At 35.4% G+C, this 26,846-nt stretch carries 26 protein-coding genes and 3 tRNA genes; 8 read left to right on the top strand and 21 right to left on the bottom strand.

Features of this window, described 5'->3' with window-relative positions; translation table 11 throughout:
* Position 1: 1 nt before the first annotated feature.
* From RHP76_RS19460 to RHP76_RS19450, 3 genes are read right to left on the bottom strand one after another with little or no spacing between them, the layout of a single operon-like run.
* Positions 2–559, bottom strand: a complete 558-nt coding sequence (locus tag RHP76_RS19460) for a TerD family protein (RefSeq protein WP_062675525.1) — start codon at positions 557–559, stop codon at positions 2–4.
* Positions 549–1,373: a phosphoribosyltransferase family protein gene (locus RHP76_RS19455; RefSeq protein WP_311228837.1), complete on the bottom strand. Its 825-nt coding sequence runs from the start codon at positions 1,371–1,373 to the stop codon at positions 549–551. Before RHP76_RS19455 ends, RHP76_RS19460 begins: the two co-directional genes overlap by 11 nt.
* An 8-nt stretch (positions 1,374–1,381) precedes the next feature.
* Positions 1,382–2,050 carry an HAD family hydrolase gene (locus RHP76_RS19450; RefSeq protein WP_311228836.1) on the bottom strand — a complete coding sequence of 223 codons (669 nt, stop codon included), beginning with the start codon at positions 2,048–2,050 and terminating at the stop codon, positions 1,382–1,384.
* Positions 2,051–2,665: 615 nt separating this feature from the next.
* On the opposite strand from RHP76_RS19450, the gene fusA reads away from it, so the two are divergent.
* Positions 2,666–4,726, top strand: coding sequence for an elongation factor G (gene fusA / locus RHP76_RS19445; protein ID WP_311228835.1), 2,061 nt, complete (start codon positions 2,666–2,668; stop codon positions 4,724–4,726).
* 549 nt (positions 4,727–5,275) lie between these two features.
* Here fusA and RHP76_RS19440 read toward each other — a convergent pair.
* Entirely contained in the window at positions 5,276–6,814 is a 1,539-nt protein-coding gene (locus RHP76_RS19440) for a SulP family inorganic anion transporter (RefSeq protein ID WP_311228834.1), read from the bottom strand.
* Positions 6,815–7,432: 618 nt separating this feature from the next.
* Here RHP76_RS19440 and RHP76_RS19435 point away from each other — a divergent pair.
* Both RHP76_RS19435 and RHP76_RS19430 read left to right on the top strand, forming a co-directional pair.
* Positions 7,433–7,861: a hypothetical protein gene (locus RHP76_RS19435; protein WP_062675529.1), complete on the top strand. Its 429-nt coding sequence runs from the start codon at positions 7,433–7,435 to the stop codon at positions 7,859–7,861.
* 10 nt (positions 7,862–7,871) lie between these two features.
* The gene (locus RHP76_RS19430; protein WP_123278997.1) at positions 7,872–8,210 is read left to right on the top strand and encodes a helix-turn-helix domain-containing protein; all 339 of its coding nucleotides are present in this window, start codon (positions 7,872–7,874) and stop codon (positions 8,208–8,210) included.
* Positions 8,211–9,518: 1,308 nt separating this feature from the next.
* On the opposite strand, the gene RHP76_RS19425 is transcribed toward RHP76_RS19430, so the two are convergent.
* From RHP76_RS19425 to RHP76_RS19415, 3 genes are all read right to left on the bottom strand, one after another.
* Complete coding sequence (locus RHP76_RS19425; protein ID WP_062675530.1) at positions 9,519–9,740, bottom strand: hypothetical protein; 222 nt, start codon at positions 9,738–9,740, stop codon at positions 9,519–9,521.
* A gap of 334 nt (positions 9,741–10,074) precedes the next feature.
* Positions 10,075–10,617, bottom strand: a complete 543-nt coding sequence (locus RHP76_RS19420; protein ID WP_311228833.1) for a DUF6584 family protein — start codon at positions 10,615–10,617, stop codon at positions 10,075–10,077.
* Between the two features lie 250 nt (positions 10,618–10,867).
* The gene (locus RHP76_RS19415) at positions 10,868–12,385 is read right to left on the bottom strand and encodes a TROVE domain-containing protein (RefSeq protein ID WP_311228832.1); all 1,518 of its coding nucleotides are present in this window, start codon (positions 12,383–12,385) and stop codon (positions 10,868–10,870) included.
* Between the two features lie 396 nt (positions 12,386–12,781).
* Between RHP76_RS19415 and RHP76_RS19410 the strand changes: the two genes are divergently transcribed.
* Entirely contained in the window at positions 12,782–13,234 is a 453-nt protein-coding gene (locus RHP76_RS19410) for a VOC family protein (RefSeq protein WP_120233412.1), read from the top strand.
* 83 nt (positions 13,235–13,317) lie between these two features.
* On the opposite strand, the gene RHP76_RS19405 is transcribed toward RHP76_RS19410, so the two are convergent.
* The 3 genes from RHP76_RS19405 to RHP76_RS19395 are packed head-to-tail and all read right to left on the bottom strand — an operon-like array spanning position 13,318 to position 17,683.
* Positions 13,318–14,661, bottom strand: a complete 1,344-nt coding sequence (locus RHP76_RS19405) for an SWIM zinc finger family protein (RefSeq protein ID WP_311228831.1) — start codon at positions 14,659–14,661, stop codon at positions 13,318–13,320.
* Between the two features lie 3 nt (positions 14,662–14,664).
* On the bottom strand, positions 14,665–17,361 hold the full coding sequence (locus RHP76_RS19400) for a DUF6493 family protein (RefSeq protein ID WP_311228830.1): 2,697 nt from the start codon (positions 17,359–17,361) through the stop codon (positions 14,665–14,667).
* A gap of 34 nt (positions 17,362–17,395) precedes the next feature.
* Positions 17,396–17,683, bottom strand: a complete 288-nt coding sequence (locus tag RHP76_RS19395) for a hypothetical protein (protein ID WP_131797541.1) — start codon at positions 17,681–17,683, stop codon at positions 17,396–17,398.
* Positions 17,684–18,486: 803 nt separating this feature from the next.
* Here RHP76_RS19395 and RHP76_RS19390 point away from each other — a divergent pair.
* Genes RHP76_RS19390 through RHP76_RS19375 form a run of 4 tightly spaced genes read left to right on the top strand, consistent with a single transcriptional unit; the run spans position 18,487 to position 20,600 of the window.
* Positions 18,487–18,912, top strand: a complete 426-nt coding sequence (locus tag RHP76_RS19390) for a MarR family winged helix-turn-helix transcriptional regulator (protein ID WP_288443773.1) — start codon at positions 18,487–18,489, stop codon at positions 18,910–18,912.
* A 7-nt stretch (positions 18,913–18,919) separates the two neighbouring features.
* Positions 18,920–19,258, top strand: coding sequence for a GIY-YIG nuclease family protein (locus RHP76_RS19385; RefSeq protein WP_311228829.1), 339 nt, complete (start codon positions 18,920–18,922; stop codon positions 19,256–19,258).
* A gap of 4 nt (positions 19,259–19,262) precedes the next feature.
* Positions 19,263–19,700, top strand: coding sequence for a DUF1330 domain-containing protein (locus tag RHP76_RS19380; RefSeq protein WP_311228828.1), 438 nt, complete (start codon positions 19,263–19,265; stop codon positions 19,698–19,700).
* A complete protein-coding gene (locus RHP76_RS19375) occupies positions 19,701–20,600 on the top strand; it encodes an alpha/beta fold hydrolase (protein ID WP_311228827.1) in 900 nt (299 codons plus the stop codon).
* 13 nt (positions 20,601–20,613) lie between these two features.
* Here RHP76_RS19375 and RHP76_RS19370 read toward each other — a convergent pair whose 3' ends face one another.
* From RHP76_RS19370 to RHP76_RS19320, 11 genes are all read right to left on the bottom strand, one after another.
* Positions 20,614–21,648, bottom strand: coding sequence for a hypothetical protein (locus tag RHP76_RS19370; RefSeq protein ID WP_311228826.1), 1,035 nt, complete (start codon positions 21,646–21,648; stop codon positions 20,614–20,616).
* A gap of 43 nt (positions 21,649–21,691) precedes the next feature.
* Complete coding sequence (locus tag RHP76_RS19365) at positions 21,692–22,246, bottom strand: 3'-5' exonuclease (RefSeq protein WP_120233405.1); 555 nt, start codon at positions 22,244–22,246, stop codon at positions 21,692–21,694.
* Between the two features lie 117 nt (positions 22,247–22,363).
* Positions 22,364–22,906, bottom strand: coding sequence for a 3'-5' exonuclease (locus tag RHP76_RS19360; protein WP_120233404.1), 543 nt, complete (start codon positions 22,904–22,906; stop codon positions 22,364–22,366).
* 81 nt (positions 22,907–22,987) lie between these two features.
* On the bottom strand, positions 22,988–23,551 hold the full coding sequence (locus RHP76_RS19355) for a metallophosphoesterase family protein (RefSeq protein WP_062675543.1): 564 nt from the start codon (positions 23,549–23,551) through the stop codon (positions 22,988–22,990).
* Positions 23,552–23,745: 194 nt separating this feature from the next.
* Positions 23,746–24,762: an RNA ligase, Rnl2 family gene (locus RHP76_RS19350; RefSeq protein ID WP_311228825.1), complete on the bottom strand. Its 1,017-nt coding sequence runs from the start codon at positions 24,760–24,762 to the stop codon at positions 23,746–23,748.
* Between the two features lie 5 nt (positions 24,763–24,767).
* On the bottom strand, positions 24,768–25,331 hold the full coding sequence (locus RHP76_RS19345) for a DinB family protein (protein WP_123278938.1): 564 nt from the start codon (positions 25,329–25,331) through the stop codon (positions 24,768–24,770).
* Positions 25,331–25,702 carry a cyclic-phosphate processing receiver domain-containing protein gene (locus RHP76_RS19340; protein WP_120233401.1) on the bottom strand — a complete coding sequence of 124 codons (372 nt, stop codon included), beginning with the start codon at positions 25,700–25,702 and terminating at the stop codon, positions 25,331–25,333. The genes RHP76_RS19345 and RHP76_RS19340 overlap by 1 nt, the downstream gene beginning before the upstream one ends.
* Before the next feature lie 36 nt (positions 25,703–25,738).
* A complete protein-coding gene (locus RHP76_RS19335) occupies positions 25,739–26,224 on the bottom strand; it encodes a ribonuclease H-like YkuK family protein (protein WP_062675669.1) in 486 nt (161 codons plus the stop codon).
* 108 nt (positions 26,225–26,332) lie between these two features.
* A tRNA-Trp gene (locus tag RHP76_RS19330) sits at positions 26,333–26,403 on the bottom strand.
* Positions 26,404–26,410: 7 nt separating this feature from the next.
* Positions 26,411–26,482: transfer RNA gene (locus RHP76_RS19325), tRNA-Gln, on the bottom strand.
* Positions 26,483–26,567: 85 nt separating this feature from the next.
* Positions 26,568–26,640: transfer RNA gene (locus RHP76_RS19320), tRNA-Leu, on the bottom strand.
* Positions 26,641–26,846: the final 206 nt, after the last annotated feature.

Genomic DNA, 26,846 nt, shown 5'->3' with positions numbered 1-26,846 from the left:
ATTACTTCTGATAAATTGATACAAATTTCTCAAGGCCGTCTCTCTGTCCTGCACCTACAGCCTCAAATTTCCATTCTCCGTTTCTGTTGTAAATTCTTCCGAATTCTACAGCGGTTTCGATTGAGAAATCTTCGTCTAATTCATATTTTAAGATCTCTTCATTCGTATCTGAATTAAAAATTCTGATGAAAGAATTTCTTACCTGTCCAAAGTTTTGTTTTCTTGAATCTGCTTCGTGAATTGTTACTACTACTGTAATTTCTTTGATAGCGCTGTCAATTTTAGTAAGATCAATTTTGATCTGCTCATCGTCACCCGATCCTTCTCCTGTAAGGTTATCACCCGTGTGGATTACAGATTTGTCCGGAGACTCAAGATTGTTATAGAAAATAAAGTGATTATCTGAAACTAATTTTTTGTCGTCCCCAAGCAAAAACAAGGACGCATCAAGGTCAAAAGCGGTTCCTGTAGAAGTATTATTGATATCCCATCCTAAACCTACAGTAAATTTAGGTGCGTTAATGTTTTCTCTTTGTCCTTTTTGTAAGTTAATAGCCATAATATAATTCCGTTTGTGTTAAAGTATTGATGTTATTTTCGTATTCTTTTATTAAATGATAATTGTTACTGATCGCCAGCTCCAAAAGCAGGTCCATCTGTTCCTTTTTTACTTGAGACGTAAGATAATCAAAATTACTTGAATCCAGGCCTAAAATATATTTGACAATCCTTGTATTGAACTGAAAACTTTCTTTATTCATCACTTCTGCAACATGATTTACATTTTTTACAGCATAGTAGTTGAAAAAGTTTTCAATTTTCGGGTCAAGGTCAAAATTCATCAGTTCTGCATAATACAGGAACATAAAGTCAGCCTCCACGTTATATTCATTCAGGATTCTGTTGACAGTATATTCATGACTTCCCGTGATTTTTATATCGTCTATAAAAATACAAAGTTTTCCTCTCAAAAAGTCCTTATCAATATAATAAGTGTCATTGGCGATTAGATTTTTGCGGTCTTCAAAATTGAGATTCCCGTAATCTGTGATGTATGTATGGTTTCTGTTGATTTTAGATAAAATACTTGACTTTTTTCCTTTTTGAAACAGATAAAAATCCAGGTGTTTTTTAAAGTAAAAACATAAAAAGTTGGATGCAGTAGGAATCGCCATATAGGGGCTTGGAAGCACTACAATCTCTTTATCTGTAATTAAAAGCTCTTCATTTTCGGAAATAAATCCGTCGAATAATTCTCTTGCGAATTTTTCAGCATACGACTTATCGCCATACTTGAAAAAGCTGTATTCTGCAGGTGAGAAAGTAAACTCATCCGCCGAATGAATGTGGTGTAAGCTGTATCTTTTGTTCATGTTTATTTTTAGTGTTTAAGTAAATGAGCACTGAAACCAAATTTCTTTGCTCCCTGATAATCTGCCACCGGATTATCTCCGATATGCAGAATCTGGTGCATGGGCAAATCCTGATCTTTGATCTTATTCTTCACTTCCTGAAAAATAAGCGGGTTAGGTTTGGAACAGTTGATTTCATCAGAATAGATATGGAAATCTATGTACTGATCCAGGTTTTCATGAATCAGGAATTTCCGCATTGTTTTCCCTTTGATAAATCCAGTGTTGCTTAGAATATTTATGGTCTTTCCCTGATTTTTAATATCCTCAAAAAAATCATGAATATTTTCAAAAATTACAACTGGTTTATATTCCAGAAACAATTCTTCACTTTTGTTATAAAACTCATTAAGTTTTTCCTTATTAATAAGTTTTACGTCTACATCCAAAGCCCCCAAAATCATCAGATAAATTTCAAAAGTATCAATATTCCCCCCTGTCACCTCATTGATGGTATTACAAAGATCATCGTAATATTTTACGGTTTTCGCAACCTCATCTATCGGCTTATCTACGTTAAAAAATAAGGAGAACAGCTCAACTCTTTTTGCTTTAAATTCAGGATGAGATTTGATTAAAGTGAGCCACAGATCAAAGGAAAAATGACAGTGGTTATGGATGTCGATATCTGTTTTCAATAGGTTTTAAGTTAAAAGTTTTTATTTAGCTTCTTGAAAAAGATTTAAAATTTTTTAATCATCAAAAAGTGTTTACAATACTATTCTTCCCAAAGATAAAATATTTATCATAAAAGCATTACGTTCAAGTTCTGTTTTAAGATATTTTTATGAAAATCCAAGGTTTTGAAAGGTTCACAGAAGATGACTGATGAAGCGTTTAAAAAAAATATTTTCAAAAATTCTTTGGAAATCAAAAAAAAATTATAATTTCGCAACCGATTAAAAATCAACAATGTCAACAAAAATGATAAATATTATAACGTTAAGCAATCCTGTCAGAGCTGTGTTCTTTGGCAGCACTGAATATTTATCTGAATAGTTCTATAGATCTTTTATACCCAAAAATATATTGAAGACCTGTCTATTCGGATAGGTCTTTTTTGCTGCCCTGATTTCAGACTTTAACAATTCAAACAACTTCTGCTGTTTGTTAAGATCTCTGAAAATTTTCCTTTGATACGAAATACGAAAATGTTTTACCGGCTTTATAAGACCGGAGTGTATTTTGTGCTTATTTTTTTCAGAACCTTTTCCGAACACAGATCTAAAAATCAACAATTTAAATTAAAAAAAATGAAATACAACACACGAAATATAGGGATTATAGCACACGTAGATGCAGGAAAAACTACTTTATCCGAAAGACTTCTGTATTACACAGGACTTATTCACAAAATCGGCAATGTAGATGACGGAAATACCACCATGGATAAAGACATACAGGAAAGAAACAGAGGAATTACCATTTCATCCGCTGCAGTTTCTACCCAATGGAAAAAAGACGATAAAGTTTATAACATCAACATTATTGATACGCCTGGACACATTGATTTCGCAGTGGAAGTGGAACGTTCTCTAAGAGTTCTTGACAGCGTTGTCGCAGTTTTCTGTGCTTCTTCAGGAGTTCAGCCACAGACTGAAAACGTTTGGTTCCAGGCTGAAAAACATGGAACATCCAAAATCTGTTTCATCAATAAAATGGACAGAATGGGTGCAGACTTCTTTGCTGTTCTTAATGAAATAAAAACCAAGCTGAATTCTGTTCCATTGGCCATTCAGATTCCGATTGGAGCTGAAAACGATTTTGAAGGCGTTATTGATCTTATTAAAATGAAAGCCTTATACTGGACAGATGAAAATGGAGAAACCATCATGGAAAAGGAAATTCCTGCTGCTTCTATGACAGAAGCCCATGAATACAGAATTAAATTAATGGAAACTCTTGCAGAGAATGATGAGATGTTCTTTGAAATTTTTATGGATACTGAACAAACAGTAACTGTTGAAATACTCTCAGAAGCTATACAAAGAGTCTGCAGATCCGGATCAGCTGTTCCTGTTTTATGTGGTTCAGCCTTTAAAAATAAGGGAATCCAGCCTCTTCTTGATGCTGTGGTTACTTATCTGCCTGCTCCAGATCAGCTTGCTGACCTGCAGGGAAGAGATCCACATACAGATGAAACGGTAACACTGGAAAGAAATGAGGAAGCTGCTTTTTCAGGACTTGTTTTCAAAGTGGTGATTGATAAACATATGGGAAGACTGGCTATGCTTCGTGTCTATTCCGGAAAAATCAAATCCGGAGATACGATAGTGAATGTAAGAACGGGTGAAAGCTTCAGGATTTCGAGAGTTTTACAGATGCAGTCTGATAAAACATTATCAATGAACGAAGCTAAAGCAGGAGATATTGTTGCTTTAACAGGAATAAAAGATGCCAAGACCGGTGATTCTCTATCTTCTCTAGAAAAGCCGATATTACTGGAAGCCATTACAATTCCGACTCCTGTGATCAGAATTGCTATCGAGCCGAAAACGAATGGTGATGAGAAATCTTTCGGTTTGGTATTGGCCAAAATACAGGAAGAAGATCCTTCTTTGGTGGTTGAAAGAGATCCGCAGACCGGAGAGACTTTATTGAGTGGATTGGGAGAACTTCATTTGGAGGTTACATTGGAAAAAATCCGTCTGAATCATGGTATTGAAATCAATCAGGGGAAACCTAAAGTTTCTTATCGTGAGATCTTAACGGAAACCAAAGTTCACCGAGAAAAGCTTTCCAAACAAAACGGAGGAAGCGGCCAGTTCGCTGATATCACGTTTGAGATTGGCCCGGGAAATGACAATAGATTGGAATTTATCAATATGATCAAAGGTGGAGTTATTCCGACTGAATTTATTCCTTCTATTGAAAAAGGTTTCAGAGAAGCTATGGAACATGGCCCATTAAAAGGATATCCTCTGGAAAACATGAAGGTGACTCTTCTGGATGGTTCTTTCCACGCTCAGGATTCTGCAGCATTTGATTTCGAAATTGCAGCAAGAGAAGGATTCAAAGCAGCGGCAAAAGGATGTCATCCTAAATTGATGGAACCTGTTATGCAGGTAGAAATCCAAAGTATTGAGGAGTACACGGGAGCTGTCACTGCGGATATCAACAGAAGAAGAGGGATTATCACTTCTATTGACGAAAAATCAGGAAGAAAGATTTTTGCAGCGGAAGTTCCGTTAGCTTCAACTTTCGGATATATTTCTGACCTGAGAACGCTGACAAGCGGAAGAGCTTCTATCAGCATGAAATTATCACACTATGCTTTAGTGCCTGATTTTATTGCAAACACATTAATAACCTAAACAAGCAAGGACTGTAGATTTTTTCTTACAGTCCTTGTCTTGTTTGTGAATGGTCAATCGTCAATTCACTGTGTTGTCAATTTTTCTATTCTGAAAAAATTCACCATCCACTTGCGAAGCAAAATTCACTCATTGACTATGAAATTGTGAATAGTCAATCGTCAATCCGCTGCGCTTGTCAATTTTTTTTTACTATAAAAATTCACCATTCACTTGCGAAGCAAAATTCACTCATTGACTATGAAATTGTGAATAGTCAATCGTCAATCCGCTGCGCTTGTCAATTTTTTTTACTATAAAAATTCACCATTCACTTGCGAAGCAAAATTCACTTATTGACTATGAAATTGTGAATGATCAATTGTCAATTCGATGTGCTTTCAATTTTTTTTTACTATAAAAATTCACCATTCACTTGCGAAGCAAAATTCACTCATTGACTATGAAATTGTGAATGATCAATTGTTAATTCGATGTGCTTTCAATTTTTCTATTCTGAAAAAATTCACTTTTCACTTGCGAAGCAAAATTCACTCATTGACTCCTCTCCTATTTTTCCGGTATCACCTTATATGTAGGATCATCCTGAATATTAACTTCCACTACAGCCTCTGCATTTTTAAGTATTTTTCTGCAGTCTTCGCTGAGATGGCGCAGATGCAAGGTTTTGTGATATTGTTTATAACGTTTGGATAATTTGTCCAGCGCATCAATAGCACTCATATCTACAATACGGCTTTCTTTAAAATCAATAACCACCTGATCCGGATCATTCACAGGATCAAATTTATCCGTAAACGCTATTACTGAACCAAAAAACAAAGGTCCATATATTTCATAGTACTTCACCCCATTTTCATCTACATATTTTCTTGCTCTGATTCGTTTAGCATTATCCCAGGCAAAAACCAATGCTGAAATGATCACTCCAATCAAAACCGCCAAAGCCAGATTGTGTAAAACCACAGTGATTAGAGCTACAGTTACTCCAACAAAAATATCGGATTTCGGCATTTTATTCACAATCCTGATGGATACCCACTGGAAGGTACTGATCGCAACCATCATCATCACTCCTACCAGAGCCGCCATGGGAATTTTCTCTATTACAGGTGCTCCACACAGAATAATAATTAAAATTAACAATGATGCAATAATCCCGGATAATCTGGCTCTGGAACCAGCGTTGAGATTCACCAGCGTTTGTGCTACCATTGCACAACCTCCCATTCCGCCAAAGAAGCCATTGGTAATATTAGCCAATCCCTGAGCTACGGATTCTTTATTGGCACTTCCTTTTGTATTTGTAATTTCATCCACCATAGATAATGTCAGAAGAGATTCTATAAGACCTACTCCAGCCATAATTAAGGCATAAGGAAAAATAATCTGTAACGTTTCCAGAGAAAAAGGAATCTGTGGGATATGGAAACTCGGAAGATTTCCACTGATATGGGCGATATCTGCTACCGTTTTTGTTGGAATATTAAATCCGAGAACCACAGCAAAGACAATGATAATAGCCACAAGAGAGGCAGGAACAACTTTTGTGATTTTTGGAAAAAAATAAACAATGGCAATTGTAAGAGCTGTTAAGCCAGCCATAATGTATAAAGGCATTCCCTGCAGCCAATTTACCGCACCACTACTATCTGTTATTTTAAACTGCTCTACCTGGGCCATGAATATAATAATAGCCAACCCGTTCAGGAATCCGTACATAACGGGTTGCGGAATCAGTCTTACAAATTTGCCCAGTTTAAAAATACCTACCATCATCTGAAGGATTCCGGCAAGTGCTACAGTGGCAAAAAGATATTCAATCCCATGGGATTGAATAAGAGCAATCAACACAACAATCGTTGCTCCTGCTCCACCAGAAACCATTCCCGGACGACCTCCCAAAACAGCTGTTACAAGTCCCATCATAAAAGCTGCATAAAGACCGATAAGCGGAGAAAGACCGGCCAGAATAGCAAATGAAAGAGATTCGGGAATCATTGTCATCGCTACCGTAAAGCCAGCCAGCAGTTCATTTTTATAATTGATTTTTTTCGAAAAATCGAATAATCTTATAGTATTTTTCATTCATTGACAAAGGTATGGACTGTCAGGATGGTATACAATTTTTTCTTTTTATCATTTTTTCATGAACCCATCTGTTAATTTGAATAATTCACACATCAGTTCTTATAATATGTTAATTTTAATTAAAATAAACACATAAGGTATAATTTTTATATTTATGATTGTTTTTACTTCTTATTTTTGTCTACATTTGAAAGCGAATAAGCAATTATTTGGTACTAATTAAAAATTCAACGAGTAAAAAGCTGTTTATCAATCTATCGCAGCTTTAACTCATAGAATTGTATAAAACCTTAATAGGTTATATATTATTTCACACAAATGGCAGGAAAAGAAGTTTGAAAGAGAAGAAGAGAAGACCATTGAAAATAAAGAATATAATCCAAGTACATTAAGGTGATCCCTACCCACCTGTTTTTAAGATATTTGGCAAAATTCAAATCTATTTTATAAGATTCATCGTCTTATGAAAGCTATTTTAATATTCTTAATCATAATTTCTATTCTTTATCAATTTCAAATTTTTGTGAATTATTCCCTGCCAAGTAAGATAATATATATCACCTATTCTCGTTTTTTTATATATAAGTTTAAACAAAAGAACAATATTTAGTAAAAATGTTATATAAAGAAATCCATATTGGGAAATTTATTAAGGAAAGAGTTGATGAAAATGAAATTACAGTAGAGAGGATATGTAAATTTTTAAGCAAAGATGAAGAGGCTGTCGAAATGATGTATGACAGCAGATCAATGGATACGGATCTTCTTTTAAGATGGAGCAAATTGCTGGAATATGATTTTTTCAGACTTTACAGCTCGCATTTGATTTTATACGCACCTCCGTCGGCAGTTAACAAAAACCAGCAGAAGTCCGAAAAAACACCTTATTTCAGGAAAAATATTTATACACAAGAAATTAAAGATTTTATAATGAAAAGAATTCTTTCCGGTGAAATGACGCAAAGTGAAGTCATTAAAGAATATTCTATTCCGAAAAGCACTCTCCACAGATGGCTTCAGAAGAGTGATAATGCAAACGGATAAACAGATAAAAATGCGCCCTAATTACAAAAAAATTTACCAGGATATGCTGAGGATGGAATATCCCGAAAAGCTTAAAGATCCAAAAGTTAAAGACCTTCTTGAAAAGCTTCATACGAGCGAAGATGTTCTTAAATTCAACGAAAAACTGTTCAAGCAATCCAGAGAAAATCAAAAACTCAAAACCTATGACAAACAGACTATGCTAAAACTGCTTCAGTATCAAAAAAAACATGGTCATTCTACAAGTTATATGTCACGAAAATATAAAATAAGCCGAACAACGCTTTCAAAATGGAAAGGAATGTTTGAAGAAGAGCTTGAAAATACAATGAAAAATGCCGGTAAGTAATCTACCGGCATTTTTTTAAGGTAATAATAAGGAAAAAACCGGGCTAAACGTTTGCCGGAGTCGAACCGGATAACCTTGCCGGAGTGATCGGCTTCGCTATTCCTCCCATAGTTGTGTTACGATGAATTTTTTCCTAACGACACTTCAAAATAGTAATATAAAGAAGCTGGAAGTGGGCAGAAGAAAGGGGTAAAGTCTGAAAAAATCATCTGACTTTATAGAAAATTATATACAAAGATATCTTTCAACGTCCCACTTCCGGCTTCTTATATATTTAAAAAACAAGGCAACAGGTGAATAATGCAGTCGTGCTCTAACCAGCTGAGCTACTCTTCCTATTTAGACTGTGTTTTTTATTGTGGAAGAGACGGGATTCGAACCCGTGACCCCGTCGTGATGAGCGAAGTAACATTTTTCTACGGCACTTGTTTGTTTTTAAAATAAAAAAGAGGCAAGATTCGAAAAGACTTGTACAAGATCACTTTCATGATCTTCTGGAGTCGAACCAAATTAAACCGAAGTAGGTCTTTTCTACGGCACTCTTTTACAAATCAAGGTAATATTTTTCAGAATCTTCCGTGCATTTGCTCTACCTGCTGAGCTACCTCTCCTTTTCGAGGGAGAAGGCAGGATTCGAACCTGCGACCCAATGTTTACTCAATCTCGAAGTATGATTCTAAGACGACACTTGATTTTAATTATTTATAGTTATTAGTTTTCTTTCTACAAAATTATATTCTTATTGCGCATTCTATTTACGTAGTATAATTTTTATTTACCTATTTGTTCGTTTTGCCTTGAAGCAAAAGAACCAAAAATTCAAGACCTGAAACTACGGCTAAAAATAACCTACACGCTCTAAAAATTCTAAAACTTGCGCGAATGTAATGTAACTTCTTCGTTTCAATTTCTGTGTCGCGCTTCAAACAATAGAATTTTCTTAACGTTCGCATAGCTTATTTTCTTAACGCCTCCGTTTCCTATGTCACATTTCCATAGTTATCATTGGTGGAAATTTCAACCTTTTATTATTATTTTTTCATTGATGTGATTTAAATAAAAGAGGCAAGATTCAAAAAGACTTTTACAAGATCATTTTCATGATCTGTTATGGAGTCGAACCAATATTATACCGAAGTAAGCCTTCTCTACGGCACTCTTTTATATCATCAGGGTAAAAGCGGCTGAATCTTTTCTATACCATCTACTCTGCCATTTGAGCTACATTCCGTTTACAACAGGAATGACAGGAATTGAACCTGCATCTGACGGGGGACTCGAAGTATGATTCCAAAACGACACCTGATTTTAATTTTTCCATTGGGTTTTTCTGTATTTCTTCCAGTTTCGCTGGAACTTTGTATACCTTGCATTCACCACTTCAAAACCATGTGGAAAACAATATGAACAACCCATATCATTTCCGTACATCAATCTTGAGATCTGTACGCCTGAAACTTTCTTTGGAAAGTCAATTAATCCATATTCATTAAATCCGAATTTCTGTCTTAACGTTTTAGCTTTTTTCATAAGTATTGAGTATTAACCTCAATACACCGCTTCTTTTAGATCTGGTTTATAATTATTCATAGTTATTAGTTTTCTTTCTACAAAATTATATTCTTACTGCGAATTCTACTTACGCAGTTTTTTTATTAAAAACCAAGCAATGAATGATAAGAGTAGTTGATGTTCAATTGGAAGTTGACGATGAAACTCTTATTAACGGCATTGGTTAGCTACCGGGCAATCTGATGAAAGACTCTGTCAGTTTGGAATCGAAGGAGGTCTTTCTAACGGCACCAGTATTATTAACACTGCAAAATTACATTGCAGGTACGCAATCTTTTTACGTAGTTGATTTTTATTGAGAAAATAATAATGAAATAATTTCAAAAAGTTTAAAAATCCCTAAAATCGGAAGTAAAATAATGAACCCGATCAATAAAAAGATTCCTATTTTACTTAAAAAATCTGTTTTGTTTTCTGAATAACTGCCTTTCTCTCTTGTTTTGATTTTGAAAACAGGAATCTGTTTTGTGATTTTAAGACTATGTTGTTCAAGTTCAGTGATTACTTTCAATGCATATTCATCAAGCAGTTTTTTATCTCCTCTGAAAACAATATCTTTTAAAATGGCATTTCCAGAATTGCTTAAAGACTTTCTGTAAATCTCTACTGCATTTTCCATTTTATTATTCTCTGGTTTAGAAAGAATCCAAAATTTACCTGCTTCATCAAGAAATCCTGCTTCAAAATAAATCTGTCCTAATCTTCTTCTTAGGGAAAGGTCATTAGGAAACTGATTAATCATATTTCTTAATCTGTCGCATGCTTTTTTCTTTCTGCCATCTTTAAGATCCTGCTTAATTCTATGCATTAAATTTCCCATACTTTTATTTTTCATGTAAATATTTGTTCGTTTTGCCTTGAAGCAAAAGAACCAAAAGTTCAATACCTGGAAACTTTGGCTAAAAATAACCAACACTCTCTAAAAATTCTAAAACTTGCGCGAATGTAATGTAACTTCTTCGTTTCAATTTCTGTGTCGCGCTTCAAACAATAGAATTTTCTTAACGTTCGCATAGCTTATTTTCTTAACGCCTCCGTTTCCTATGTCGCATTTCCATAGGTTTTATTTTTAAAAGCAGTGCCTGTTACAGCACTACTTTCTGAATCATTTTTACTGCAGACTTTTTGTCTTCCAACGCGTTCAGTACATCGAAAATTTTGTCTGACCAACCAGCAATAAGATGTACATCATCCTTCCTGATATCAAGCGGCTGTGTACCATAACCTGCAAGGTCAAAAATATACAGCTTTGCATGAGGCGCGATGGCTTTGTACTTTTTCCACACGTCTTCGAAAGAGTTTCTGTTTCCTGTGCTATCCCACATCTGGGTATCAGTGAAAAGCATTACTTTATCCACCTGCTCTTTTCTTTTGATAAGGTCTTCCATCACCAGATAACCGTTGGTGGAATATCCTACTTCACCTTCACGTTTGTAGAAGGCATCTACATTCCTTAAAATACCATTTTTCGGCATTGGAACTCTTAGCCAACGGTCACCGAAGATACCCGTTACCACGTTTTTACACTGTGACTGGAGGATCATAGACATCAGCAAACCGATATCATACAGCAAAATTTTACTTTTGCTGGAAACTGCTTTCTGCATAGAACCTGACACGTCGGCAGCGATCACCACTGATGTCTCAAAACCAAAACCTTTGATGTTTGTGGCACTTACCAAAACAGCATTTTCCAGAGCTTCCAGTACGGAGGACAGATAAGCAGAATCAAAGTTTTTTAATTCTCTGTAAGCCGCCAGGAATCGGAATGGGAGCTGTTTTGAATTGGTTACGGCTCTTTCATCGGAAAGATATCTGCACACTTTGTTCATCGCATCAGACGATACGTTAGCTTCCAGAATATTCCTCAGGTTTCTCATGGTTGCCATATAGCCCAGTTTGTTGCTGAAAATTAATTCTTCCCATTTATTTTTGAAAGCCAGTTTTCTTTCTGCATCATTTGCAAATTTTGTCTGACCCAAAACTGAAAGCTCCACTTCCCACGTATAAGGAGTTTGCAGTGTATTGTTAGCAATTTTATTGAAAACTGCCTGCTGATTTTCATCTTTAGCTTTCGGGTGAACCAGAAATAACGCATCTTTCAGGGTTACTTCTGCTTTTCTGTTATATTTTGCGAACTGGTATTCATCAAACTTATTGAATGATTTTACCAGACCTTTCTGAATCTGTTTGGACAGTTTATTCAGTTTCTTGGTATCTGTTCTTTTATTGGCAAACTGATAGTAAGCCAGCAATTCTGTAATTTCATCTGCTCTCTGAATGACTCCGTCTACTGTTTTGCTTACAAGGTCTGTACCTGAAGTCTGCTTTGCCAATTCAGTTGTCAAAACCAATGGGATAGATCTCAGATACATTTCTTTTCTTGCATATACGGCCAGCTTCGCCACAAATTCGGGATCATTTTTTTTGATCAGAGACTGGATTCTTCCTAATCTGTCATTTCCTTTTTCGTAGTTGGCATCTGACAGTCCTGTTGTAACAACAGCACTATACAGTTCTTCTGCAGGTGTCATGGCATATGCTTTTGTACCTTCGTAGTTCTGTACTACTTTATTTTCTTTTTTTAAAAAATTAAATTTCATGGTTACTGTTTTTATTGTTAAACATGGGAAGGATTGATACTTCCTTTCTGATTTCTGATGCAAAGTAAAAACAGTATTACGCAATCTTTTTGCGCAGAAAATTTTTCTTTGATTTTTTTATTTTTAATCTGATTCTCGCAGATTTTAAGTTTTGGTTAAAGCCGACTGAAAGGTGCTATATTTGAAAGGCGGGCTAAGACCAACTCTATTGTGTACTATATTGAAATTATTATAACACAGAATACACAGATGCTGTAGGAATAAAATTGAATTCTTCATTCATCATTTATAATTCATCATTATAAAATCCTTCTATTATTCATTTTAATTAAAGAAATCGTCTATGCGGAATTTTCAGATAAGAGTTTTCTAGCTTTGTTTTATTAAAATTAAGCTATGATTAAAGGAATATACGAGACTCATATTCAGGTGAGCAATCTGGAAAATGCAATACAGTTTTACACGGAAGTATTAGGATTAAAACTGGCTCACAAAGATGAAAACAGACCTATTGCTTTTCTATGGGCGGGAGAAGGAAAACAATTTATGCTGGGGCTTTGGGAGCAAAAGGAGAATCTTCAGACCAGACATTTTGCTTTTTCCAGCAGTAAAGAAGATATTTTGAATTATTCTGTAGAATTTCTTGAAAAAAAGGATTTAAAACCTTACAATTTTCTAAAAAACGGAACTGTAGAGCCTATGGTATTTGCATGGATGCCTGCATTGGCTATTTATTTTAATGATCCAGATGGAAATCAGCTTGAATTTATTTCTATTCTGGAGGGTGAAGGCAGACCGGAACTGGGAGTACTGAGCTATGAGGAATGGATGAAGCAGACTGGTAATTAATAAGACACTACTACAACACAGTGGCGCAAGATGTTGCGCCTTTGTGCTGCTCAACAAAATGATAAGATGAGCATCAGCAGTATTTAAACATTAACCAGTTTTTTCACTGCCAATACATGTTTACAGGGACCTCTTTCCCCCTGATATTTACTGAACCACTCACAGGTACAGCGTTCTTTTTCTTCCTGAATGATTACTGTATGATGTACACCGGTTCCTCTTACTCTGGCTTCTGTTCTTTCTTTATTATTATTCAAGATTTCTACTTTTCCGTCTTCAATCAATTTTTCCGCATTTTTTATGCGGGGATTAAGCCCGATAATCCGGCTTAATTTAAATGGAAGTCTACGATAGAAAAATTCTCTGTCATTAAGATCATAACCAAGCAATCCCATTGCAGCAAGCCTGCCTGTACTATTTTTAACATTGTCAAAACTGATGTTCTCTTCCAAGGTAAGTCTGCCAGGATTAAAAGACTGATTGGCATAGGCATATTTATCCAGCGCATCAATCCACTCATCAGGAACATCTGAAATCAGGCTATCCAACACCGCACCTTCACCTGAAAAACCTCTCCAGCATTCTCTCGATAAAGAAAAACTTAACCGGATATTTCCCATATTGAGTTGCCATGTTGTAGACTGCATATTAGCATGTGCAAAAACCTGCAAACCATCAATATAAGGAAGAAGAGGTTCTAATAGGCGTAGTCTGTGAAGTCCTCCTATACAAACAGAATCTGCAGATTTTACCGGAGAAAAAACAGGTTTATTTCCTCTCACAATTAAATAATAATCTGATTTCACCACTCCTTTGGGCATTCCTCTGAACAATTGCTGTGTCTGAATCTTATTGAATGTATGACGCTTTTCGGATTCTGATAAATACACCTGAACAGTTCCCAGTCCTTTGATCCATTTAGCAGGCAATGGTACTTTCTTTTCTATTATTTTGCTTTCCCCCTTGTATAGTCCTACTTCTTTTTGCCCTACAGAAAGCATAATTTCTTCATTCGGACGTATACTTCCCAGCTCTGTTATCATAGGTTGATTGAAATCCACATTTGTTGTTCCGTTTTCAAGAAACTCTCCATACAAGCCTTCAGGAAGTACATCTATTCTTGCATACACTCCTGCACAATGAGAAAAACCTTCAAACCTTAATCTTTCATTTCCTGCTGTCACTATAGGATCTTTAAGAAGTGCCATCTGAAAAGGTGACAGGTTAAAACTGGATTTCACGATGTTTGAAAGTGTGATCAGACATCGGGCCAAAATAAAAGGCTGCTTTACATTTCCCCAGAAAAAACAGGGAATATCAGTATTTTTATCAATCTCACTGTATTTGGCAAGAAATAACTCTTCAAGTGTACCTCTCCTGACTAAAGAGGATACTCCTGAATAGCTGTAAATAAGCGTATCTTCCATGTTCTATTTTTTCAGAAGAAGATTACATATTTTTTTAAGACTCGAGTTTTCCTTCCAACTGTTTAATTTTTCAACGACTTCCTGATGTACTGAGGAATGGTTCAAAGCCAATACTTCATGGTAGATCTCCAGAATTCTTTTCAGATTGGTAACCGGCTTCTCCATTTGAAGTAAAATACTGAAAATCAATTCTTCAAGAGCTATATTGTGATTTTTACTTATATTAAGCATGTGGTGCTGTATAAGATCGGTCAATCTTTTCACTGGTGCCCATTCTAATTTTTCGTGCAGACCAATCACTCTTCCAAGTCTTGCATTATCCATCATCTGACCAGAAACATGTTCAAGCCAGATCTCAGCAGCTGTTCCACGAATGGTTTTATCACTATCCAGGAAAATAGTCCCAAGAAACAGATATCCAATTTCATCCAGAGGTTTTTTGATCTGATACAGCGTATTGGCAGTATTCAGAACAAGGCTTCTTTCAAAAACTTCTGCAATTCCTGAATAGAAAAGACAGTACTTAATTACCTTCGCCAGGGCATTTGCAGGTGTATTGGGGAAGCAAAGCATCAGCGCAGGAATTTCATTAAGTTCTTTCTGCTCAGCAACAAAATATTCCATGAATAAAGGTTCTTTTCTTTTTTCAAGATGGTATTTTGGAATCGTAATATTCAGTTCTACCGGATAGTATGAGTTTTTCTTATTGTCAATGGTTTTCCATTGATAATCTCCCGAAAAGAATTCTGCAGGAATATTATCATATCCGAAATTTTTAAATTCCTCAAAAGCCGTTTCCGGTGAGCGGGTAATTCCAGCGGTCATCCACCATGAAGGGTGTATAAACTTACCTTCCGGCTTTGCATTTCCTCCAAAGAAGAAAAGTAGTAAGTCTTTATATTCACCTTTTAATCTTTTCTCTGTTTCTTCAATAGCTTTAGAAGTATCGTCTAAAGCACAACGTTGAAGGGCCAGCTGAATATCCAGATGATGAGGCTCTGCATTGTTATTCTGGTAATTCTCCAATCTCTCAACCAGCGTTACGGGAGAAATCCAGCATGGCGCATGGGTGATAGGAAACAACAAAGGAAGTTTATCACCGGATTTTATTTTTTCAACAGCATAGATAGCGATTTCCTTAAATGCCTGTCTTGCCGGGCAATCTGCCCCTACATCTTCTATAGGTCCCAATTTTTTCTGATAATTGGAGTAAGACTCTCTCGTAGCTTCGTCCTCTTTGGTTTTCTGGTATATTTTTTCCAGATTCTTTAACTGAATCGGATATTTTTCCATTAAAGCCAGCCCATAATTGATGATTGCATTGCATAATAAAACGTTCAGATAAGGAACTTCCCATTTTGCAATGGTTTTACAGGCTTTCAAAAACACAGGTTCCATCAGTTTTACAGATTCTTCATCTACATCTCCTGCAAATCTGATAAATCCAGTCAAAGCAATATCACAATGGTAGCTATAAGGATTGTCCATTGCTAAAGGCAAATAGAACATGAGATCTTCAAAGTTCTGAAGTACCTGCACTGCATTTTCATCTGAAGTCAGCAATAGTTTTTCTGATGCTATCGCCTCAAGTTCCGGCTGTTTTTCTTCAATGTACTTTACCAAAAGAGGACGTACATTGGTTAATATATTATCTGAATAATGAGAAAGCGCCACCATCATATTTTCTGAAGCCGGAATGTATTTAAGGATGATCTTCGCTGCTTTTGATTGTATTCCATCATCTTTACTGACAAATGCTGTACTTAAAGCCATCCCAAGCATATCCGGATCCATTTTCTTTCTCTGGAATATTTTTTCAGTAAGGCCCAGACTGGAAACCACTACTGTTTTTACCTCAGAGCTTAATAGATTCGGAAGATAATTTGAAAATTCTTCATTCTTAAATTCTGAAGTTCCCACAATTTTTTTCAAGTGAGATAATATTGTATTCACGGCTTTTGACTGTGAAGAAACAAGCCCTGCAAGTAGTTCATCCTGTAGATCAGATAATTCTTCTTCCGTTGGTTTTAATGAGGTAAACGCATCCATAAACCAACCCGTGACATTTTTATTAAAATTCCTGTTGGCAGCCAAAAGGCATTCTTTCAGAAATCTTTTTCTTTCAATTTTCTTATCTGCAATCAGTTTTTGAACAATAGGAAACCATTCTTTACGGAAAGGTAAAGATTTGGAAGGAAATTCACACAAATACCAAAAATGAGTATTGAGTGTTTCAGGGTGGCGGTCAAGATCTGCGGGATAATTGCTCAGATGATGTCCCAACAATTCTGGTTTGGGCTGTACATATCCTTTCTCCGTCCATCCTAAAATATCTTTATAATTAAATGCTGTAAATTCAGCTTCAACAGATTCATTGATAAAGTCTGAAAACCAATCCGGGCATCCCCATTCCAGTATCTGATCAGTCTGTTCTACATTACGGAAAAGACTCCAATAGTTTTTACCAAAATTCTTTTTGTCCATGCAGACAAATGAAGCAATATCTATGATGGAATGCTGATTCACAGATCCTGCCGTATGGTAGGAGTTTTTAGTCATTACAATTTTACTGATCTCACGGTCCATTTTCTTTATAGACGGTACCAGTGTTTTCCTTTCTTCAATACTAAGCTCTTTTAGAAAGGGAATAATCTCATGTATCTTTTCCTCATTAAGGATCTCATAAAGTCTTTCTTTCATGGTGCTTTAATTTGATGTATAAATTTGTTTCAGGTTATTCATTTTTTCCATTCTTTAGGTTGTCTGACAAGATTTTTTTCATCCCAGACTGATTTTGTTTTAACAGTTCATGATAAAGCCTAAGGAAATTTTCAGCATTCAAAACTGTCTTTTCAACTGTTGAAAGAATGGGCATCAGCAGTTTTCCGGAAGCAGCATTCCAACTGGTAATCACACGGATAAGTTTGGGAATTTTGTAGATAAATCCTTTTATCTGATTCCATTCAAAACTTAACTTTTTACCGATTATTATCCCCCACTTCATTTCTTTAAAATTATTCAAAAACACCCTGTTTATAGGGCTTCAAAAGCCGTACCACAGAGCGTTTCATAGTATTAAACAGTCCCAAAAGCATGAATAAACAAAGCCTCTTCAGGGAAGCGCATTCTGTTTCATCCAAACATTCGGAAACACAATATCTATTTACATAAAAACACTGATATACAACACTTAATAAGTTTTACTATTTTTTTCCTGTAAAAGCAGAGTCTGAAAAACAGGATACCAGATATAAAATTCTCATCAGATTATTATCATAAACACCTTGATAAAATTGAATGAAGTATTTAAAAAAGAAGTATTATCAGGAATATAACGATCAAAGAATTCACTGACAATATCAACAGGTATCTTGCCATATCCGGAATTCTGCTATTTGTAATCGTTTCCTGTTTTACAATACGTCAACAGTTTAAATTTTTCACCTGAAAACCTTTATCAATAAGCATAAACTCATTCTTATCGGCTAAAATAAAAAAAAATGACTGACAGACAGTAAATTATCCCATAAAAGTGATTTTTTTAACAAATATTAAGTTAATTAAAACAATGGCTATCAAAGCCGTTGATAACATAAAAACAATTCCCTGTTTAAAGATATATTAATAAAAAAGTGGTTAAAAGCGTTATATAATGATATTTACACAACATTTGGTGTCTTAATTCCAGAATTTAAGATACCTTATAACCAATTATGTTAGCTTACTAATACGTTAATTTTTTTTAAAATAATAAAAACAGGATTGTAATTCGCTAAATTTTATATATTTGCAAAATAAAATACTTGACAACTCAAATACTTTTCAATGATAAGCACAGAATTATTATTCTTAATAAACATCAATAAGCTACAGTCTGTAATTGCCAGAAAATTTGATTCTCTGAGCGTTCATGGCCTGGGATTCAATGACTTTGTTATTCTTTATGTGCTCTTTTCTTCCTCTGAGAACAAAATGAGAAGAATAGATCTTGCCGAAAAAATAGGTCTTACCGCATCAGGAGTTACCCGATTATTGAATCCATTGGAAAAAATCGGACTTGTATCCAGAGAAAGCAACGAAAGAGATGCCCGTGTAAGTTATGTGGTCATCACTCCTAACGGTAAAAAGGTATTTGAAGAAGCTAAACTAAGCGCAGAAAATATTACCAAAGAAATTCTTTCTTCCAAAAAAGGTAAATCTCTACGCATGGTCAATGAGCTTTTATTTGATTTAGGAGGAAATATACAATAGTGAAAAGATGAAAAATGCATTAAAAAAACAACTAAGAGAAAGGGCAAAAGACCATACAACAACAATGGGAGTACTTGCTGTTACCAACATTTCAAACGGGAAAAAATACGTTCAGGGTTCTTTAAACCTGGAAGCACTGGTGAACAAGATGAAATTTCTGCTAAACGGAGGCATGTTTACAAATCCTCAGTTACAGAAGGAATGGACAGAATCGGGAAGTGATTCTTTTACCTTTGAGTTTGCAGTTGTTGTTCCGGATGAGAACAATGAATTTATCAACTATCGTAAAGAGATTCAAAAGGCTGAACAGTCTTATATTTCCGGACTCATTACAGAATTATATTAAAGTGATGTCAAAAAAATATCTATCTCCAACTTTTGAGGCAGGTAAACATCTGTTTACTAAAAATATAAAAGGAGCCATCATTAATCTTAACCTCATCAAATTAAAGAAAGAAGCAGATTATTCTGAATATCCGGATCTGAAACCCAATGAGCAAACAAGTGGTTGGGATGCCTATCTTACTTATATCAGGGAAACGGAACCTTATTTAAAGGAAAGCGGTGGAGAAATTTTATTTATTGGAAAGGGAGACCAGTTTCTGATAGGTCCTGAAAGTGAATATTGGGATCTGTGTCTCTTAATCAAACAAAAAAGTGTTAATGATTTTTTCGGTTTCGAAAAAAATGAAGCTTATATGAAAATTATGGGACATAGAATGGCTGCGGTAGAAGATTCCAGACTTTTACCATTGGAAGAAGTATTATTAAATACACAAAGGGATTAAATGAAAACAGTCAAAATGAATGATGTGGAATTATGCTATGAGGTATTTGGCGAAAAAAATTCTGATGTCATTGTATTAATTCCCGGATTAGGAAGTCAGATGATCCGTTGGGATACCACATTCTGTGATCTGTTGGTTGAAAAAGGGTTCAGGGTGATTCGGTTTGATAACAGAGATTCGGGGAGTTCTGTTTTTAATTCAAAAAGGGAAATACCTTCTGATAAAAGGATTGAAGATATTTTTGCAATGCTCAGTAAAGAAGGGATTTCTTATTCTTTAATGGATATGGCGAATGATGTTATTGATCTTCTTAATCATTTAAATATTGAAAAAGCTCATATTGCAGGACGTTCCATGGGAGGAATCATTGCACAACTTTTAGGTTCCTATTATCCTGAAAGAGTTTTATCATTGACGATCATCATGTCTACTTCTATGAATCCTTCCCTTCCCAAACCTGATCCGGAAGTGATGGCTATGATGACACAGGTGACTGCTGATCCTGTTCTTCAGAAAGAAGAGTATCTAAGAGAAAAGATCCGTTTTGCAAAAAAAATATCGGGTTCGGGATATATTTTTGATTCGAATCAGGAAAAAGCTTTGCTTGAAGAGGAACTTATACGCTCCAGAACCAAAAACGGAATTATCCGGCAGCTTTTAGCAATGGCTTCCTTTCAGTATAATCCTGAAGTGCCAAAGAAAATAACTGCTCCAACTTTAATCATTCACGGAACAGACGATCTGATCTTTCATCCTGATTGCGGAAAAGATATTGCGGATTCTATTCCCAATGCCGAATGGCTTCTCATTGAAGGGATGGGACATTCTATTCCGGTGGAATTATTTGATACAATCAGTGAAAGTATGGTCAGTATTATCAACAAAAAGCTCCCATATTAAAGGGAGCCTTTTACTATTCATGCTGTAAAGTTTGTATAATATGAATTGTCTTATCTTCATTATTGGCAAAATAAAGTTTCAGTTCTTCATACATAAAGTTCTTAATTTCCGTCTGCACTTTCGGAGTTCCAAGCTTCCATCTGGTTGAACCCAAAAAAGTAAGTTCTCCTTGTACAGAAGCATAAAGCAACAGGTATTTTTTAAGTCTTGCTGTACTTATATTTAATTCTATATTTCTCTTTACGGCTTCCTCTTTCAAAAACATCTTGAATCCTTGTATAATTCCATCCAGTAAAGATCCTCCCAAAATAGTTTCTTTATAATTGGCGTACATCTTGATTTTAGGTATAAAGATCTGGTAATCTGCAAAGGCAAATGCTACCGAATATGAAAACTCTGTTTTTTTCCGAAAATTCAATGTAAAAAAATAGGAATTATATGGCAATCTCTTTTGCACTTCATCATCTATGATTTCAGCTAAACCAGCTGGGTAATGAAAAATATTAATCTGCTGTTCATCTCCAGATTCATCAATACTTTTTATTTTCATATTTGAATCCAAAAATGAAAACCTTCTGAACAAATTGTTCAAAACGCGGTAACTCAATATCAAGTCCTTAAAAATATCTTTATCAGGAATGAAATCAATTGTCCATCTGCAGGTTTCTTCATTATCAATATGCTGTATGTTGTCCAAAATCTTAAAGTTCCCTTTTTCGGATTGCAAAACAGGTAAGCTATTAATCTCAATCGTAGAATACTCTGTCAATGCAATAATACCTGCCAATGATAAATAAAACTGTCCCTGTTTGTACTGATCAATAGTTTTTATGATTTCTGTATTAAAAAGCGTTCTTTCAGGACTGATCCATTTCATAACCAATCTATTATCTTTTTTCAGGATGAAAGTGATATCATAGATTTCTGCTTGAATAAAATCTTCAATAAAATAGCTTATTAATTCATTGTAGCCTAAGTGGTTCAGAAAACCTATATACATTGCAGGCCGCATTCTGATATGCTCCAGCACATTATATTCTTTAATCATATATTAAGAATCAAGATATTTAAATATATGAATTTTAAAAGTTTTATCGGGACTTTTGGAGACACCAATGCAGAATCTTTGCAATGTTTTTAGCGTCATCTACTCCTCTGTGGTGGGTACCTTCTAAAGTCATACCCAGTTCACCCAAAGCTCTGTTCATTCCGACACTTTTCCTGATTGTAGGATGAATTTCACCAAATAATGTCTTCACATTGATATGGTCATCACTCATTGGATAATCTGTGTAGAATCTTCTTGCCTGATTCTGAAGCATATTCAGATCGTAGTTTCCGTAGCTCGCCCAAGTCAGTTCCTCCGAATCATACTCTGCCCTTAGAATATCGAAAGCATCATCCAGCATAATGCCTTCATGATCCAGCATATTTTGGGTAATAGTAGTCAATTCCGTACAGAACGGACTTACTTTTGAATACTGGGGTTTTACTAAAATTCCTTCATTTTTAGAGATCTTACCTGTTTTTGCATTCATGATGCATACCCCGATTTCAATGATCTCACTTTCCTGACCTCTTGGCGGGCGGTTATCCCAACACGTTGCTTCAAGGTCTACTATTAATATATTTTCTGTTGTTTTCACTTGTCTAAAATTTAATTGTTAAAGATTGGAAGAGGATGCAGAAAGAAGAAATTTTTACTATTGTCTCATTTACTTCCAGCCTCCAGCATCTGTCCTCCAGTATTTGAAATTGACTATTTACAGAATCTTACTTAAAATTCTGGCTGTATTATAAGCATCGTCTGCTCCGCTGTGGTGGGTGCCTTCAAAATCCATATTCAAATAATGTAAAGCTCTTTTAAGCCCTATTTGTTTATGCAATTTGAAATGTCTTTTAAATTCATGCATCACATTCATATAATTTTCTGAAAAAGGATTGGTTATCCCGAGCCAGTCACATTGTTCTATGATCTGCTCTCCGTCGAAGTTTCCATATCCTGCCCAGGTAAGTGGTGCGGAATGGTATTGATCTCTGATTAATTCACAGGCTTCTTCGAAATAGATTCCTTTTTCTTCTATCAGTTGCGGCGTAATTCCGGTCAATTGTGTACAGAATCTGTTGATTTCTGACCGTTCCGGAATAACATAGATGCTTTGTTTCTGGGAAATTGCTTTTGATGTTAAGTTTAATTTACAAATTCCTATTTCTATAATATCGACCTGCTGCCCAATGGGAATTCTGTCGTTTTCCCAACATGTAGCTTCCAGATCGATGATTATCATCTCATTGGTTGTTTTCATGATTTTATTAGAAATTAGAAGCTAGAAGTTAGTTAGGTTTATACTTCTCATATCCTCAAGCTTCATTTTCATTGTTAATTGTTAATTTCTGGGAGCAAATGGAGGCGTCCATTTTTTCCTCTTCATTATTTCCTTGACTTCCTCGTAGGAAACCGGATAAAAATTGTGGCAATCTACCCCAACGTCAAAACTGAGTGCCATCTCATCATCCGGTAGAGTTCCGTGTGAATGGCCGTATAATTGCCAGACCCCGCGGTGTGAACCATTCCAGGTACGCATGGCGTAATGGAAAAGAATGATTTTCTGTTTACCATTACTTTGATCTGCTTCATCAATTCTCAGTTCGTGGTAATCTCTGATGGAAGCAAATCGTTTGGGATAAGTGAGAGCCGCTCCTTCATGATTGCCCTTGATCAGATGAATATTGCCATGTAACCGGTCTAAAACCTCTTTTGTAAAATCCGGTTTGCCTAAACTCATGTCTCCTAAGTGGTAGACTGTATCACCGGGCTCAACTTTCTCGTTCCATCTTTTAATGAGTTCTTCATTCATATGGTCCAGTGATTCAAAAGGTCTTTCTGAAAACTTTATAATATTCTCGTGACCAAAATGATGGTCTGCTGTAAAAAATATATTGGGTTTCATTTTTTTAATTGTTTTTTTCTTTTTAAAACCACCCCGTCAAAAATTCTTTGAATTTTCGCCACCCCTCCAAAGGATGGGAATTGTCACACTTTCATGAGTCCTATTTCTCTTTAATACAATGAAGTGTTTTCGTTCTTCTGACTTTGATGGTTACTTGTTATACATAAAAAAGTTTCGGTAAAAAATTACCGAAACTATACTTTAAGAGTCATCAACTCTTCTTTTATAAAATCAATGACTAAAGAATTCAACTTTTTGTTGATCCTTTTCTGCTCTTCTTTTTCAATAGTGGCAAAAGCTGCCGGGAAGTCTTTCTGGAAATCCTCTAAAATATCCTGTGAAAAAAGACCAATTACCTTACCTATCATTTTAGGTTCGAATTCGCCAATTTTGCTTATCACATTATTCAATCTGTTGGCTGTAGCATATTTTTGGATTTCCTCCCAGATCTCCTGAGCTTTTTCGCTGAAGTGAATCTGTTTCTGAACAGTTTTACCCTCTTTTTTAACCATTTTTGATTTTTCTACCCATTTTTCATTCTTATTTTTAAGAATAATTCTGGCTCCGTTTCCAAAGTATCTGGTTTTCAAAGTTTTTACAATGGTTCCTTCACACCTATTGTCTTCCAATTCGGGTAATCCCAGCCAAGCAGGAATTTTTGAATTGAAAACATTAGGGAATTTCAAAGCTTCTTCAAGACTTCCCTGAAACAAAATTTTAGCATAGAAAAATCCTGTCTCTTCAAAAATCTGATTGACCACTTCTGTATCCAAATAGGTAATTCCATTCAGTTTAATATCGAAAGCGTAAAATTCGTTGTAAGGTGCATATTCAATACCTTTCTGTACTTTTACAGCATCTTTTACGGGTTCTACTTCTTTATGTTGGTAACCACCACCGAACAATTCACCGTAGATCACTACAGTTTCTACATTCGGGTAAATGGCTTTCACTTTTTGAAACACTTCTATTACATTTTTTCTGTAGCGTTCCAACATCTGATGGGCATTGAAAAATTTCTCATCTTTTTCGATGAAAGCAGTTCTCTTTGCGATTTTAATTTCCTTTCCGTCGGTAAAGAAAGAGAAATTAGCTCCGTGAACTTTTTCCTGTACGATGAAAACCTCATCTCTAAAACCCTGCATTCTGATCTGATCGATCACACGGGCCTGGTAAGCATTTTCTATAGCGTTATATGTTTTGAAAATCATTTTGTTTAGTTTTTAATCATTTCTGATTCGTTTTGCTGCATCTGGGTAATATGTCTTCGAGCATGGAGTGACAGAAAATAAATATATTCATATACATTAATTTTCCCCAGGTCATTCACTGTCATTGTCGTTTTATACAAGAGTCCTTCGCCATTTTTCATTACTTCAAGATAGTGTACGCATTGAAGATATTGTTGGTTTATTAAGCTTCTTATTTCATCTAAGCTTAATTCTCCTTTCGGCTCCATATGTTCTGGTCTTATCCATTCAAAGGCACCGTGCTCCCCTACTTTGTCAAAATTTTCTTTATTGAAACTGTAGTTTTTTATTTCAGATTCCAGATCAAGATCTAAAGAATTCTTCATTGCTTTTTTGGACCCTTTTTCGATAAGGATGAGCAGATAAAAATTCGTAAGATAAATGTGTTCTAAAATCTGCTGAATCGTCCAGCCTCCGTTTGAAGGCTGATGATTCAACGTTTTTTTATCTTTTTGAAACCATCCGTCTACATTATCAAATGTGAGCTTCAGATGTGCTTTTATATCTTCAATAAATCTTAAAATGTCCATTACAATTCTTTAAAGTTTTGCAGCAGGTTTAGGATATTTTCCTTTCCTACCGGATTCATGGAGTGGCAATAGAATTTCGGAAGGTCCAGATAATGATCCATACAATATTCTACCAGCCATTTGGCGCAGTCGTATCCTGTTTTCTCAACAAATTCCTGAGAATTCTGTTTCAAATAGTGTTCGTCTGCAAGATCATGGTCAAAAGATATCATTTCCGGGAGTCCTTTTTCCAAGATCCTGTTGACAAACTGTTCGTAATTCCGAACAATGTGCCAGTCACTTCTGAGGAAAATATCCTGTTGGGTATAATGATAAGCCTCGATCGGGTATCTTATATCATCCAGAAATAATAATCTTTTTGTTTTTTCCATGAGTTAATTTTTATAGTTTTTAAGCTTCCAGCTTTATTACACCATCATATCAGCACAGTTGGAACTTGCGAAAGCGTAAGGTTTTGCTTTAAACACATATCCCATTCCCAGAATATAACCCATGGCATCTTTTAATGCTACATTGGATTTAAAATCCGGGTCGGTATTAATGTCTGCGTGTACCTCCATTTCCACACCATAAGCATCCAGCACAGAACAGATCGCGTATGCAATTTCAACGGATTTGTTGACTTCATTCAGCATTCGCTCCTTGATACTGATACTCTGTATTTCTCTTTCTTTTCTAATAAAGGTAAACGCTCCTTTTCCCTCACGAATAAATACTACTGCCGTAGCATAGTTGATGGCATCTCCGTATACATGAGAGTCTGATCCCACACATACTTTCAGACGGTGTCCGTTGGCCTGTTCGCGAATGATGGCTTCTTCTACCAGCTGTGTGATAGAGTGCTGGAAAATTTTTCCACTCATATTCTGCCATGTTTGTTGTTGCGTTTCCATTTTTTCTACATGTTTTAAATTTTGTTTTAAATTAATTTCTGAATTGTGAATCGTCAATATTTTTAAATTCATTTGCAAAGCAAAATTCACTATTGACTATTCACTTTGCACTCCGAACCGGACTCGAACCGATACCATCAGTTTTGGAGACTGAGATGCTGCCATTACACTATCAGAGTAAAATTGTTGATTCATTAGGACTCGAACCTAAACTCCAAGAATCAAAATCTTGTGTGCTGCCAATTACACTATGAATCAATTTTATAATTGATAAATGTTGATTGATAATTGATGAAGTGCTCAGCAATCATTGATCATTAATCTCTTATCATTTATGTTTTTGTACGGGAAGAGGGATTCGAACCCTCAAAAGCTTGATCCTAAATCAAGAGTGTCTGCCATTCCACCATTCCCGCAGGTTTTTTATAAGTAATGAGTAATTGGTAATGAGTAATATTTTTATTTTCATTATTACTCACTGTTATTCAATCACTTATATCCTGTACCTCTCCCCAGATTCGAACTGGGACTTTACGGGGTTTAAAGCCGTTTTCTCTGCCAATTGGAATAGAGAGGTGTATCTTATTAGTAATGAGTAATCGGTAATTCTTAATGAAAATCC

The sequence above is a fragment of the Chryseobacterium sp. SG20098 genome (assembly GCF_031844745.1).
In the GTDB taxonomy this organism is placed as follows: domain Bacteria; phylum Bacteroidota; class Bacteroidia; order Flavobacteriales; family Weeksellaceae; genus Chryseobacterium; species Chryseobacterium cucumeris.
The sequence above is the reverse complement of the archived record's forward strand: the minus strand, read 5'-3'. Positions and strand labels throughout refer to the sequence as shown.

Bases quoted from the DNA above. Each gene is read 5' to 3' on its own strand.
- RHP76_RS19460 (WP_062675525.1), bottom strand. From the start codon at position 559: ATGGCTATTAACTTACAAAAAGGACAAAGAGAAAACATTAACGCACCT.
- RHP76_RS19440 (WP_311228834.1), bottom strand. From the start codon at position 6,814: ATGAAAAATACTATAAGATTATTCGATTTTTCGAAAAAAATCAATTAT.
- RHP76_RS19360 (WP_120233404.1), bottom strand. From the start codon at position 22,906: ATGAAAACAACCAATGAGATGATAATCATCGATCTGGAAGCTACATGT.
- RHP76_RS19420 (WP_311228833.1), bottom strand. From the start codon at position 10,617: ATGAAAAATAAAAGTATGGGAAATTTAATGCATAGAATTAAGCAGGAT.
- RHP76_RS19410 (WP_120233412.1), top strand. From the start codon at position 12,782: ATGATTAAAGGAATATACGAGACTCATATTCAGGTGAGCAATCTGGAA.
- RHP76_RS19415 (WP_311228832.1), bottom strand. From the start codon at position 12,385: ATGAAATTTAATTTTTTAAAAAAAGAAAATAAAGTAGTACAGAACTAC.
- RHP76_RS19435 (WP_062675529.1), top strand. From the start codon at position 7,433: ATGTTATATAAAGAAATCCATATTGGGAAATTTATTAAGGAAAGAGTT.
- RHP76_RS19385 (WP_311228829.1), top strand. From the start codon at position 18,920: ATGAAAAATGCATTAAAAAAACAACTAAGAGAAAGGGCAAAAGACCAT.
- RHP76_RS19355 (WP_062675543.1), bottom strand. From the start codon at position 23,551: ATGAAACCCAATATATTTTTTACAGCAGACCATCATTTTGGTCACGAG.
- RHP76_RS19340 (WP_120233401.1), bottom strand. From the start codon at position 25,702: ATGGAAAAAACAAAAAGATTATTATTTCTGGATGATATAAGATACCCG.
- RHP76_RS19455 (WP_311228837.1), bottom strand. From the start codon at position 1,373: ATGAACAAAAGATACAGCTTACACCACATTCATTCGGCGGATGAGTTT.
- RHP76_RS19430 (WP_123278997.1), top strand. From the start codon at position 7,872: ATGCGCCCTAATTACAAAAAAATTTACCAGGATATGCTGAGGATGGAA.
- RHP76_RS19375 (WP_311228827.1), top strand. From the start codon at position 19,701: ATGAAAACAGTCAAAATGAATGATGTGGAATTATGCTATGAGGTATTT.
- RHP76_RS19405 (WP_311228831.1), bottom strand. From the start codon at position 14,661: ATGGAAGATACGCTTATTTACAGCTATTCAGGAGTATCCTCTTTAGTC.
- RHP76_RS19390 (WP_288443773.1), top strand. From the start codon at position 18,487: ATGATAAGCACAGAATTATTATTCTTAATAAACATCAATAAGCTACAG.
- RHP76_RS19425 (WP_062675530.1), bottom strand. From the start codon at position 9,740: ATGAAAAAAGCTAAAACGTTAAGACAGAAATTCGGATTTAATGAATAT.
- RHP76_RS19400 (WP_311228830.1), bottom strand. From the start codon at position 17,361: ATGAAAGAAAGACTTTATGAGATCCTTAATGAGGAAAAGATACATGAG.
- fusA (WP_311228835.1), top strand. From the start codon at position 2,666: ATGAAATACAACACACGAAATATAGGGATTATAGCACACGTAGATGCA.
- RHP76_RS19370 (WP_311228826.1), bottom strand. From the start codon at position 21,648: ATGATTAAAGAATATAATGTGCTGGAGCATATCAGAATGCGGCCTGCA.
- RHP76_RS19335 (WP_062675669.1), bottom strand. From the start codon at position 26,224: ATGGAAACGCAACAACAAACATGGCAGAATATGAGTGGAAAAATTTTC.
- RHP76_RS19350 (WP_311228825.1), bottom strand. From the start codon at position 24,762: ATGATTTTCAAAACATATAACGCTATAGAAAATGCTTACCAGGCCCGT.
- RHP76_RS19380 (WP_311228828.1), top strand. From the start codon at position 19,263: ATGTCAAAAAAATATCTATCTCCAACTTTTGAGGCAGGTAAACATCTG.
- RHP76_RS19345 (WP_123278938.1), bottom strand. From the start codon at position 25,331: ATGGACATTTTAAGATTTATTGAAGATATAAAAGCACATCTGAAGCTC.